Annotated in this window: 12 protein-coding genes and 1 pseudogene; 6 read left to right on the top strand and 7 right to left on the bottom strand. The window is 66.2% G+C overall.

Translation table 11 applies throughout. The annotated features are described in order from the left end of the window. On the top strand, positions 1-759 hold the full coding sequence (locus ON44_RS21100; protein ID WP_040692661.1) for an alpha/beta fold hydrolase: 759 nt from the start codon (positions 1-3) through the stop codon (positions 757-759). Here the strand turns inward: ON44_RS21100 and ON44_RS21105 are convergent. Further along, positions 756-995, bottom strand: coding sequence for a hypothetical protein (locus ON44_RS21105; RefSeq protein WP_051182266.1), 240 nt, complete (start codon positions 993-995; stop codon positions 756-758). The genes ON44_RS21100 and ON44_RS21105 overlap by 4 nt on opposite strands. A gap of 68 nt (positions 996-1,063) precedes the next feature. Beyond that, positions 1,064-1,471 (bottom strand): winged helix-turn-helix transcriptional regulator, encoded by a 408-nt coding sequence (locus ON44_RS21110; RefSeq protein ID WP_245567264.1) that lies wholly within the window; start codon positions 1,469-1,471, stop codon positions 1,064-1,066. A 105-nt stretch (positions 1,472-1,576) separates the two neighbouring features. Between ON44_RS21110 and ON44_RS21115 the strand changes: the two genes are divergently transcribed. Continuing rightward, a complete protein-coding gene (locus ON44_RS21115) occupies positions 1,577-2,071 on the top strand; it encodes a luciferase domain-containing protein (protein WP_051182267.1) in 495 nt (164 codons plus the stop codon). A 29-nt stretch (positions 2,072-2,100) separates the two neighbouring features. Next, positions 2,101-2,490, top strand: coding sequence for a lipocalin-like domain-containing protein (locus ON44_RS21120; protein WP_051182268.1), 390 nt, complete (start codon positions 2,101-2,103; stop codon positions 2,488-2,490). Positions 2,491-2,499: 9 nt separating this feature from the next. Here ON44_RS21120 and ON44_RS46940 read toward each other — a convergent pair whose 3' ends face one another. Next, on the bottom strand, positions 2,500-3,003 hold the full coding sequence (locus ON44_RS46940) for an acetyl-CoA carboxylase biotin carboxyl carrier protein (RefSeq protein WP_051182269.1): 504 nt from the start codon (positions 3,001-3,003) through the stop codon (positions 2,500-2,502). Between the two features lie 12 nt (positions 3,004-3,015). Beyond that, on the bottom strand, positions 3,016-3,798 hold the full coding sequence (locus tag ON44_RS21130) for an SDR family NAD(P)-dependent oxidoreductase (RefSeq protein WP_040692667.1): 783 nt from the start codon (positions 3,796-3,798) through the stop codon (positions 3,016-3,018). Between the two features lie 160 nt (positions 3,799-3,958). Here ON44_RS21130 and ON44_RS21135 point away from each other — a divergent pair, with 160 nt between their 5' ends. Further along, the gene (locus tag ON44_RS21135) at positions 3,959-4,378 is read left to right on the top strand and encodes a nuclear transport factor 2 family protein (RefSeq protein ID WP_040692670.1); all 420 of its coding nucleotides are present in this window, start codon (positions 3,959-3,961) and stop codon (positions 4,376-4,378) included. Positions 4,379-4,414: 36 nt separating this feature from the next. After that, positions 4,415-5,026, top strand: coding sequence for a malonic semialdehyde reductase (locus ON44_RS21140; RefSeq protein WP_051182270.1), 612 nt, complete (start codon positions 4,415-4,417; stop codon positions 5,024-5,026). Between the two features lie 213 nt (positions 5,027-5,239). Here the strand turns inward: ON44_RS21140 and ON44_RS21145 are convergent, their stop codons facing one another. From ON44_RS21145 to ON44_RS21160, 3 genes and pseudogenes are all read right to left on the bottom strand, one after another. Next, a complete protein-coding gene (locus ON44_RS21145) occupies positions 5,240-6,463 on the bottom strand; it encodes an aminotransferase family protein (RefSeq protein WP_040692673.1) in 1,224 nt (407 codons plus the stop codon). A gap of 1 nt (position 6,464) precedes the next feature. After that, a complete protein-coding gene (locus ON44_RS21150; RefSeq protein WP_051182271.1) occupies positions 6,465-7,124 on the bottom strand; it encodes a Pr6Pr family membrane protein in 660 nt (219 codons plus the stop codon). 367 nt (positions 7,125-7,491) lie between these two features. After that, a pseudogene (locus tag ON44_RS21160) lies at positions 7,492-8,126 on the bottom strand (Pr6Pr family membrane protein). Between the two features lie 149 nt (positions 8,127-8,275). Here ON44_RS21160 and hrpA point away from each other — a divergent pair. Then, on the top strand, positions 8,276-11,764 hold a 3,489-nt coding region (gene hrpA, locus ON44_RS48470; protein ID WP_040692676.1), incomplete at its 3' end, for an ATP-dependent RNA helicase HrpA.

Here is an 11,764-nt window from a genome sequence, read left to right on the forward strand (position 1 = left end):
GTGTCGACATATCTGCTCGTCCATGGCGCATTCCACGGCGGCTGGGCCTGGCAGCGGGTGCTGCCGCTGCTCGAGGACGCCGGACATCGTGTGCTGGGCCCGTCGCTTGTCGGCCTCGGCGACCGCGCCGATCTCTTGAGCCCGGATGTCGGCCTGGATACCCACGTCGAGGATCTGGTCGGCCTGCTCACCTCCGCGGATCTGACCGACGTCGTCCTGGTCGGGCACAGCTACGCGAGCATCGTGGTGACCGCGGTCGCCGACGCCGTCCCCGACCGCATCGCCGAACTCGTCTATATCGACACCTTCGTCCCGCGCGACGGTGAGGCGGTCGCCGACATCATGCCCGGTATGGTCGATGCCTTCGCCGCCGCGGCCACCGAATACGGCGATGGCTGGCGCGTACCGCCGCAGACCGAGCCGATGGGCGACGGCGGTCTGTACGGCATCACCGAGGAACCCGATTTGAGCTGGGCCGCCTCGATGATGACCGCCCAGTCGCTCGAGACTTTCCAACAGCGCATGCTGCTCACGAATCCCGGTGCGCTGGCGGATATTCCGGTGACACACGTGTATTGCAGCGAGGGCGGCGAAGCCTACAAGGCCATGCGCACCGCCATGCCGCGCACCCTGCCACCCGCCGACCTGCCGCCGGGCCGTCTGCACGTGCTGCCGACCGGGCACGACTGCATGATCACCATGCCGCGCGAATTGGCCGGGCACCTCCTGGCATTGGCACCGCGGACAACGCTTGCCTAATGCAGGACACCGTAGGTCGCCGCAATGGTGAACCCGTGCGCTCCGGTCTCACAGGTCACCGTGCCCTGGTAGCCGATGCCGCAGGTGGCGCCACCGACGGCGACCTTCTGCCCCTCCGGCAGCACCTGCGCGCCACCCGGATAGGTGAAGGTGGGTTGGTCGGCGGTCAGGAACTGGGCCGCTTCCACAGTTGACGAACGCACCTGGTTCGCGCCCAGCGGTGCATCGATCGGCACCGCACCGCAACCGCGCGATAGCCATTGCGTCTCGATGACGAATCCGTGTGCCGCCCAGCCGGATCGGGTCAGGATTCGGCCGCGTCGTACGCGGCGCGGGCGGCGAGTACTTCGCTGAGATGTGCGCTCGACCAGTCGACGATGCTCGCGAAGACCGGGGTCAGGGTGACCGCGAGTGGGGTTGCTTCGTACTCGACGCGGGGTGGCACCTCGGCGTGGTAGGTACGGGACACCAGTCCGTCGCGTTCCAGCTGGCGCAGGCGCTGGGTCAGCACCTTGGGGGTGAGGCCGGGGATGCGCTGCTCGAGTTCGGTGAAGCGCAGGCGGCCGTCATGGGTCAGCACCCAGAGCACCTGGGTGGACCAGCGGCCGAAAACCAGGTCGATCACCGGGGTGATCGGACACGGATCGACGGTGGCCGGCCCACCCGCCGCCCGACCACCCGTCATCGAATCGCTACGCGATGCCTGCCGCATTGGACCTCACTTTCCACTTGGTAAGTACTATACTTTGGAAAGTACTGTGAAACCAGGGGTCGTGAGCGAGCACCACCGCGAACGAAAACCGAAGGGAACACAGTCATGACAACGACATCCGTGGACGGACGCATCGATCTGCCGCGCCGCTCCGGCGACCGGCCGCGCACCCGGGCACACAATCCACATCAGCAGCTCAGCCAGCTGGCGCCACCGGATCTGCAGGAAACCCTGTGGTCGCGGATGACCGCGCTGAACGGCGTGCTGCTCGGCCGCAGCGGCGTTTCGCTGCCCGATACCCGGGCGCTGCATCTGCGCCCGACGATCGCCAAGGGACCGGGCGAGGCGTATCTGGTCGGCACCGAATTCGCCCATCTGCACGGATACGACGACGGCAGCCTGCACATGTGCCTGCCGAAAGATATTGCGGCCGAGGCGATCGCGCAGGGATGGGCGGAATTGCATCCCATGGCGCGTCAGCGTTTTCTGCCGCAGACGCTGGTAATGGTCTACGGGCCACGCGATCTCGATGAACTCGAGGTGGTCTGGCGGCTGGTGCGGATCAGCCACGGTTTCGCGCGTGGGGCGGCTACAGCGTGATTAGAGCGGCGGCCGCCATCGTGGGAGTCATGAACGCCACCGATCTCGTCGGAACCTGGGAATTGCTGTCCTACTTCGATATCGACGAACACGATGCGACCAGCACCGGGCCGCTGGGTGAGGCACCGCGCGGCCTGCTGATCTACGGTGCGCACGGCTATATGTCGGTGAGCATGATGCGCACCGACGCAGCGACGGGCACACCGCCGTTCATGGGTTATGCGGGAACCTGGCGCAGGCGCGGCACGGAGATAGTGCACGCGATCACCGTGTGCTCGAACCCGGCCTGGGCCGATACCGAACAGGTGCGCCAGATGTCGCTGAGCGGCGACGTCCTCACGCTCATCGGGGCCGCACAGGTCGACGGGCGGATGCAGCGCCGGGTGCTGACCTGGCGCCGCTCCTACCAGCCGTCCTGAAATCCCCTGTCATTCAGGAGAATACGAGAATAAGGGCTCATCGAATTGGACCGGTTCGTTGTTTTCCTTGAGTATCTCGGTGATCACACCGCCGGCCTGCGCGGTCACCGGGATCATCAACTTCATCGCCTCCACGATGGCGATCTGCTGTCCGGCCGTCACCCGGTCGCCCACCTCCACGAAGGGGTCCGCACCCGGTTCCTGGCTGCGATAGAACACCCCGACACTCGGTGCGCGGAAGACCGCACCGAGTGCCGGCTTATCGGGTGCGGCCGGGGTTTCCACCGCGCCCCCTGCCACTTCGGGGGCCATGACGAGCGGTGCCGCCGAGACCTGCCATTCGGCCTCGATCGTCACCTCACCCACCTGGACACGCAGCGCACTCGGCTGCTGTGGGAAACCCGCGAGCAGTTGCAGCGCACCCGCCTGGATCGCCTCGAGGATCCGCAGATACTCGTCGTGCCCGGTTGCGCCGTCGAACGCGCCCGATGTGTTCTCCTCCACTGCGGTCATTGCCCAGGCCTTTCAGTAATTGCCAAGTCCGCCACAGACATTCAGCGCCTGCGCGGTGACCGCGCCCGCGCCGGGACCGATCAGATAGTCGACCATCGCCGCGACCTCGAACGGCTGCACGTAGCGTCCGATCGGCACACGTGCGCTCACCCGGGCGTGCACCTCGTCGGTATCCACACCCCACAGACCGGAGTAGACCTCCCGAACCCGTTCGGCCATCGGGGTTTCCACGAAACCCGGGCACACCGCATTCACCGTGATCCCGGTCTTGGCCAGTTCCAGTCCGAGCGCCTTGGTGAAGCCGACCACGCCGTGTTTGGAGGCCGAATACGGAGCACCGTGTACAACACCCTGTTTGCCGCCGGTGGAGGCGATATTCACGATGCGGCCGCTGCCGCGCTCGAGCATGCCGCCCGCGGTCAGCGCTGCCTTGGTCATCAGGAAGACGCTGTTGAGGTTGGTATTGATCACGTCGAACCACAGCTCGTCGGTGACTTCCGCAGTGACGCCGCCGCCGCTGCGGCCCGCATTGTTGACCAGGATGTCGATCGGGCCGTAGCGCCGCACCCCGGCGTCGACGTATTCACGGATCTGCGCGGCATCGACGACATCGCAGACCGTGCCGTCGACCTCGTGACCGTCGTCCTGCAGGCTCTTGACCGTATCGGTCAACTTCTGCTGATCGCGAGCGCAGATGAACACCGCGATACCCTGGGCCGCCAGGTTTTTGGTGATCTCCAGGCCCATACCGCTGGTCGCTCCGGTGACCAGCGCTACGCGCTGACTTTCCGCCATGACTCCTCCATCGGTCTTTCCGTACTCGCCGGGCTTTTCGACCTCCAGACTCGTCGCGGGTCCTATAGCCCCGGTCAACCCGCGCGCGGCTCGAGCCAGTCTCTAGCGGCATCGGCGACCGTTGCGTGCAGCCGCGCCCCGCCGCAACCAAGGAGCCACCATGACCACCGTCGCCAGCCGCACCGAGTTGTACGCCGAGGTCCAGCAGTTCTACGCCGACCAGATGCAGCGGCTGGACAACCGCGACATCCCGGGTTACGCCGAAACCTTCACCGAGGACGCGGAATTCGAACACACACCGGGTCGGCCACCGGCTCGGACCAGGGCGGGCATCGTCTCGGACCTGGTCGAATTCCACAAGCGTTTCGAGGCCGATCCGATGCAGCGCAGGCACTGGTTCAACATGATCAACCTGCAGCCACAGGACGACGGAACCATCGTCTCCACCGCCTACTGCCTCGTGGTCAAGATCCGGCCGAACAGCAAACCCGAAATCGCGCCGAGCTGCGTCGTACACGACGTGCTCGTCCGGGTGGAGGGCAATCTGCTGACCCGGTCCCGGCGCGTCGCCCATGACTGATTCCGCTGTCCCCGACCATATTTCGAGGAGTACCACGTGAACACCGTGCAGCCAGAAACCCTGTTGACCCTTGCCGCCGAAGCCCAGGACCTGTTGTTCCGGGAGGCGCGCACCGCGAACACCTTCACCGACGCACCGGTCACCGACGACCAGATCCGCGATATCTACGAACTGATCAAATACGGCCCGACATCGATGAATCAGCAGCCGCTGCGCATCGTCCTGGTTCGCAGCCCGGAGGCACGGGCCCGCCTGGTCACCCACATGATCGACAACAACAAGCCCAAGACCGCGACCGCACCCCTGACCGCAATCCTGGCCGCCGACTTGAACTTCCACGAAAACCTGCCGAAGGTCTTCCCGCACGCCCCCGAAGCCAAGGACTACTTCGCCGATCCCGGCTACCGCGCCGAATCGGCCCGCTTCAACGCCCTCATCCAAACCGGCTACTTCATCCTGGGCATCCGCGCGGCCGGCCTCGCCGCAGGTCCCATGAACGGTTTCGACGCCGAGGGTCTCGACAAGGACTTCTTCCCCGACGGCACCCACAGCGCACTGGTCGTCGTCAATATCGGCATCCCGGGCACCGACGCCTGGTTCCCCCGCTCCCCCCGCCTCACCTACGACGAGGTCGTCACCACCGTCTAGACGATCCCCGCCGACGAGTGGCAGGTGTGCCACTCGTCGGCGACACCAGGTCGGGAACGCACCCCATCAGTGCGATCGCCCTAGCTGGTCAGGCAATCGCCATGCGTTGTCGGCGGCATAAGCCGAGAGACCGATAACACCAGCATGGTGAGCACCTGTCCGAATCGGTGCAGGTATGCGCTCGGCAGATCGGCAGCCCGGGCGCGTGTCGGCTCATCCCAGGGCACGGGTGAAGCCCTCGACGAGTTCGTCGACCTGGGCGTCGGTCATGACGAAGGATGGGGAGATCTGCATCGCGCCCTGACCTGCTGCACGTCCCGAAATACCGTGGGCTCGTAACGTTTTGACGAGCGGGAGACCTTCGGCGGGATCGGCCAGTTGGATCGCGGCCACAGCACCGAGGCCGCTGCGGACCTCGGCGACGCGGGGGTGATCCGCGAGGGGCGCGAGCTTTTCGTGCAGGGTGGATTCCAGGCGCTTCGCTTCGGCGAGGAGGTTTTCGCGTTCGACGATGGCGAGGTTGGCGAGGGCTGCGGCGGCGGCGCCGGCGTGGCCGCCGTAGGTGTAGCCGTGGCGCCACCAGACGCCGCCGCGGAAGAAGGGGTCGGCGATATGGGGTGCGATGAAGACCGCGCCCATGGGGACGTAGCCGGAGGTGAGGCCCTTGGCGGTGGTCATGAGATCGGGTTCGAGCTCGAAACGTGTTGCGGCGAACCAGGATCCGCCGATGCGGCCGAAGCCGGTGACGACCTCGTCGACGACGAAGAGGATGTCGTGATCGCGGCAGATGCGGCGGACCTCGGTGAGGTAGTCGTCCGGCGGCAGGTAGATCCCGCCCGCGCCGATGATGGGTTCGCAGAAGAAGGCCGCGATGCGCTCCGCGCCGATCTCCTCGATGAGCGCGAGCAGCGCCTTCGCATCATCCCATTCGACGGTGCGGGCATCGGCCATCAGCTCGCCGTAGCCCTCGCGGTTGACCGGGATTCCCGCCAAAGCCGTTCCCGCGATATGCATTCCGTGATACGCGCGCTGTCTGCCGACCACAATGGTCTTGTCCGGCCGCCCCAGCTCATGCCAGTAGCGGCGGGCGAGCTTGGCCGCGGTGTCCACCGAATCCGAGCCGCCGGAGGTGAAGAAGATCTTGCTCCCCGGCACCGGTGCGATGCTCGCCAACTTCTCCGCCAACTCCTGTGTGGCGGGTTCGGCGAAATCACCGAAGTTCGAATAGTGCGCGACCGTGCGCAGCTGTGCGGCGACCGCATCCGCGATCTCGGCGCGTCCGTGCCCGACATTGGTGAACCACAGCCCGGCCGTCGCGTCCAGATACCTGGTGCCCGCCTGGTCGTAGATGTAGGCACCCGCACCGCGGGCCACGACGAACGCGCCATCGCGTTCGACAGCACCCATATCGGCGAACCCATGCCATAGCGCGCCCATGTCAACCACCTCTACTCGACAACCACGTCACTTCGTCGCTCCCCGGCTCGTCCGCGCCGCGCCGGCGGCCGCACAGCACACCGAGCGCGGCTACCGCGACGGCGAGTAGCGCGAATCCGATGACCAGGACCACCAGACCCGTCGCCATCGACACATAGCCCTGATGCCGTGGATCGAGGAACAGGTACGGATACCAGTCGACGATCGGCCCACGAATCAGGGCGTACGCGCCGTAGCCGAGCGGGTAGACCAGCCAGCCCGCGATCAGCCGCCCGGAAATACCGAGCGCGACCGGTGCCAGCACCCAGTCCACGATCATCACCATAGGCATGATGCGCTGCAGCACGTCATCCACCCACCCCTGTTCATCTCCCACCGGGATATGCGACAGCAGCACCGCGTACACGATGCCGATGATGAGCAGATACAGCGTGGCCGCACCGCGCACCAACTGCCAGCGTCGATCGCGCGGATCGAACAGCGCCCCGACCAGCAGTACGAGCAAACCGAGGAGATTCGCCTGATCGGTGAAGAGGTTCAGATCACCGGCCTGAACCGAGCCGTTCCGCAACAGTCCGACGGTCAGCGCGACCAGGCCGAATACCGCGAACGTGAGCCGAAGCCACCGTATCCACGGAGGAGAAATCGCGACGGCGCGCACGCCGCGATTGTTGCACGGATGGTGGCATGCACTCCGCGGTAACGCGGATCTGGTCGCCGGCGCGGAGTTGTTCGTCACCATTCATCCACTGGTACACCTGTTTCCGACTACGGACCTCGACGCGAAATTCAGACCGGCAGGGTCGTTGCTGATCACGCCGGACGAGCGAACGATCGACGCCTTCGCGGCCGATCCACACGACCGCGAACACTGGATACCGTGCTTCCGAGCCGGATTCGCGCAAGCGGATGCGGAAGCCACACGACTCCAAGGGATCTGGCCTACTTCAGCCGGTCGAGCCGTGCACTGATCCGGTGGCGGCCGACTTCGGAGGTCACCAACGAATCCGCTCGACTCCAGGAGCCGGTCAGGCGGATGGGATCGGCTCGCGTCGCCGGTCGACCAGTGCGCCGAGAGCGGCGACGGCCACGGCCAGCAGGGCGAAGACGCCGGTGAGGATGACCAGGCCGATGACGAGGGAGACGTAGCCCTGTTCGCGGGGGTCGATGAACGGGTACGGATACCAGTCGACGATGGGGCCGCGGATGAGGGTGTACGCGCCGTAGACGATCGGGTAGATGAGCCAGCCGCCGATCAGTGCGCGGCTGATGCCCAAGGTCACCGGGACCAGGATCCAGTCCAGGACCATGACGATCGGCAGGATGCGGTGCAGGACGTCGTTGATCCATCGGTCGGTGAGCATGACGTCGACCTTGGCGAGCAGTACTGCGTAGACGACGCCGGTGATCAGCAGGTAGACGGTGGCGGCGCCGCGAATCACCTGCCAGCGGCGGTCGCGGGGGTCGCGCGGATCGCCCCGATCAGCAGCACTATGACGCCGAACACATTGGATTCGATGGTGAAATAGCTGAAGTAGTCGGCCACGGAAAAGCCGGATTCGCCGATGTTGCGGATCGGTATCCAGACCAACGCCAGGGCGCCGAGCACGGCAAAGACGAAGCGCGGTATACGGATCCACAGTGGCGCGGCCCCGACTGTCATCGTCGGATCTTCCCACATCAGGACCGCTCCGAGCGGCGAACCGAGCAGTGCGACAGCACAGTGTCGGCGGCCGCACCACCGGTGTGCTCGACGGATGCCCACGCCCGACTCGGATTCGACGCGCCGGTTTCGCTACCCTGGTGAACGCAATGACCAGGACAGCCGACGTGAATCTCCGCGAGCTTCGGACCCGCCTGGCCGCCGTAACCCTCCGCGATGAACACCGGTTGCGCCGCAACCTGGACCGAGCCCGCGGCGGCGATCTCACCGGCATCACGGCCGAGATCGCGGCGGCCGAGCAGCGCGTCGAGGCCCGCCGCGCCGCGGTACCCGAAATCCGCTATCCGGAGCAGCTACCGGTCTCCGCACGCCGCGACGATATCGCCAAGGCGATCCTGGACAACCAGGTCGTCATCGTCGCCGGTGAGACCGGATCGGGTAAGACCACCCAGATTCCGAAGATCTGCCTGGAACTCGGCCGTGGCATCCGCGGCACCATCGGCCACACCCAGCCGCGCCGTCTGGCCGCGCGTACGGTCGCCGAGCGCATCGCCGAGGAGTTGGGCACCGACCTGGGCGATGTCGTCGGCTACACCGTGCGTTTCACCGACCATGCCTCGGATCGCACACTCGTCAAGCTGATGACCGACGGCATCCTGCTCGCCGAAATCCAGCGCGACCGGCTGCTGCGCCGCTACGACACGATCATCATCGACGAGGCGCACGAACGCAGCCTCAATATCGACTTCCTGCTCGGCTACCTGAAGCAATTGCTGCCGCGCCGACCGGATCTCAAGGTGATCATCACCTCGGCGACCATCGATCCGGAATTGTTCGCCAGGCACTTCGCGGACGAATCAGGCACTCCCGCACCGATTGTCGAAGTATCCGGCCGTTCCTATCCGGTCGAAATCCGGTACCGGCCGCTATCGCTGGAGCTACCCGTCGCCACCGATGACGACGACGAGGACACCCGGATCGTGGACCGCGACCCGGTCGACGCCATCGGTGACGCGGTGCGCGAACTCTTCGCCGAGGGCGACGGTGACGTGCTGGTCTTCCTATCCGGTGAACGCGAGATCCGCGACGCCGCGGATGCGTTGCGCGACCTACAGATTCCGCGCACCGAGATACTGCCGCTCTACGCGCGCCTGTCCACGGCCGAACAGCATCGCGTCTTCGCCCCGCATCCGGGGCGACGAGTTGTGCTGGCCACCAATGTCGCCGAGACCTCGCTGACCGTCCCCGGCATCCGCTATGTCGTCGATCCCGGCACCGCGCGCATATCGCGCTATTCGATGCGCACCAAGGTGCAGCGCCTGCCCATCGAAGAGGTCTCGCAGGCCTCGGCGCGCCAGCGCGCGGGACGCTGCGGCCGCGTCGCCGACGGCATCTGCATCCGCCTGTACTCCGAGGAAGATTTCGAAGCCCGGCCCGCCTTCACCGAACCGGAGATCCTGCGGACCAACCTGGCCGCCGTCATCCTGCAGATGACCGCGCTCGGACTCGGCGATATCGAGAAGTTCCCCTTCGTGGAGGCGCCCGACCGCAGAGCTATTCGCGACGGTATCGCGCTCCTGGAGGAATTGGGCGCGCTCGCACCGCGCACCACCGCGAAACCCGCTCGGCAGCAGGCTGATTCGACGGCGCAAGAAGTTGCCGCCACCGATAGCACCGGACGAGCGGACCAGGTGCCGGACACAACACTGACGCTTACGCCTACCGGCCGCGAAATGGCACAGATACCGGTGGATCCGCGAATGGCGCGCATGCTGGTCGAAGCGCACCGCAATGGCGTGCTCACAGATGTGCTGATCATTGTTGCCGCACTGTCCATTCAGGATGTGCGCGAACGTCCCGCGGACCATCAGCAGGCCGCGGACACCAAGCATGCCCGCTTCGTGGTCGAGGGCTCGGATTTCCTGGCCTACCTGCGGTTGTGGGAGTACCTGACCGAGCAGCGGAAGTCGCTGTCGTCCAATCAGTTCCGGCGCATGTGCCGGGACGAATTCCTGCACTATCTGCGGATCCGGGAGTGGCAGGATCTGCACGGGCAGCTGCGGACGATCACCCGGGGGCTCGGGTGGTCGGCGGGCGGCGACGGTTCGGACGGCACCGAAAGCGGTTCGCGCCGTGAGCGATCCGCCGCGGATAGTCGCGATTCGGAACGTGGACAGCACAAGTCCGGTTCATCTCGCGCGAAAGCCAACCGCGGCCGCGACAACACCGCCGGTTCGAAACCACAGGCCGCCGAAGACGATGGCACACCATGGGATTCGACCGCCATCCACCAGGCCCTGCTGGCGGGCATGCTCTCCCATATCGGCGTCCGTGAGGCCGAGACCCGCGAATTCCTCGGTGCCCGCAATGCCAAATTCATGATCTTCCCCGGATCCTCGCTGGCGAAGAAGCCGCCCCGCTGGGTGATGGCGGCCGAACTGGTCGAGACCTCCCGGCTCTGGGGCCGGATGGCGGCTCGGGTGGAGCCGGAGTGGGCCGAGCGTCTGGCCGGAGATCTGGTGAAACGCACCTACTCCGAACCGCATTGGTCATCCAAGCGCGGCGCGGCGCGCGCCTATGAGCGGGTGACGCTGTACGGCGTACCGCTGGTGGTCAGCCGTGCCGTCGATTACGGCCGGATCGACCCGGAACTGTCGCGCGAGCTTTTCATCCGGCATGCTCTCGTACAGGGTGAGTGGCAGACCCGGCACGAATTCTTCCACCGCAATCGCGAACTCCTCGACGATGTCGCCGATTTGGAGCACCGCGCCCGCCGCCGCGACATCCTCGTCGACGATGAGGTGCTGTTCGAGTTCTACGACAAGCGCGTCCCGGCCGATATCGTTTCGGTGCGCCACTTCGACAGCTGGTGGCGCACCGCGAAGCGCAAAGATTCCGCGCTGCTGGACTTCTCGACCGATACCGTGGTCAATGACGCCGCGGCGACGCTCGACCCGACCGACTTCCCGGACGCTTGGCGCCAGGGCGAGTTGAGCTTCCCGCTCACCTATCAATTCGAGCCCGGCAATGACGATGACGGTGTCACCGTGCGGATTCCGGTCGAGCAGCTGGCACATGTGCGTGCCGTGGGCTTCGACTGGCTGGTCCCCGGTATGCGCGACGAGTTGGCCACCGCGCTGATCAAGACGCTGCCCAAGGCTCTGCGCCGCACCGTCGTTCCCGCACCGGACTTCGCCGCGGCCGCACTCGCCGCGCTCACACCGCGCGCCGAACCCCTGCGCACCGGCCTGGCCAGGGAGCTGTCGCGGCTCGGTTCGGTCACCATCGCACCGAGGGATCTCGACCCCGCCGCGCTTCCGGACCACCTGCGCATGACCTTCGCCGCGATCGCTGCCAGCGGTCAGGTGCTGGCGCGCGGGAAGAATCTCGCAGAGTTGAAAACCCAGCTGTCCGAGCAGGTTTCGGCTTCGGTCGCCCGCGCGACCGCGGGTGCGGAACGGGCCCCAGCCACCGTGTGGACCTCGGAATCACTGGGGACGGTCGAGCCGACGGTGCGCAGCGAGGTGGCCGGTCAGACGGTCACCGGTTACCCGGCGCTGGTCCCCGAGGGCGAGGGCGTCGCGGTGCGCGTCCTGAGTTCCCCCGCCGAGCAGGCCGCCGCCATGCGGGCGGGCACG

The organism is Nocardia vinacea NBRC 16497, assembly GCF_000308835.1.
GTDB lineage: Bacteria > Actinomycetota > Actinomycetes > Mycobacteriales > Mycobacteriaceae > Nocardia > Nocardia vinacea.

Excerpts from the sequence above, each read along its gene's own strand:
- ON44_RS21110 (WP_245567264.1), bottom strand. The coding sequence starts at position 1,471 with ATGCGGCAGGCATCGCGTAGCGATTCGATGACGGGTGGTCGGGCGGCG.
- ON44_RS21130 (WP_040692667.1), bottom strand. The coding sequence starts at position 3,798 with ATGGCGGAAAGTCAGCGCGTAGCGCTGGTCACCGGAGCGACCAGCGGT.
- ON44_RS21135 (WP_040692670.1), top strand. The coding sequence starts at position 3,959 with ATGACCACCGTCGCCAGCCGCACCGAGTTGTACGCCGAGGTCCAGCAG.
- ON44_RS21120 (WP_051182268.1), top strand. The coding sequence starts at position 2,101 with ATGAACGCCACCGATCTCGTCGGAACCTGGGAATTGCTGTCCTACTTC.
- ON44_RS21145 (WP_040692673.1), bottom strand. The coding sequence starts at position 6,463 with ATGGGCGCGCTATGGCATGGGTTCGCCGATATGGGTGCTGTCGAACGC.
- ON44_RS21115 (WP_051182267.1), top strand. The coding sequence starts at position 1,577 with ATGACAACGACATCCGTGGACGGACGCATCGATCTGCCGCGCCGCTCC.
- ON44_RS46940 (WP_051182269.1), bottom strand. The coding sequence starts at position 3,003 with ATGACCGCAGTGGAGGAGAACACATCGGGCGCGTTCGACGGCGCAACC.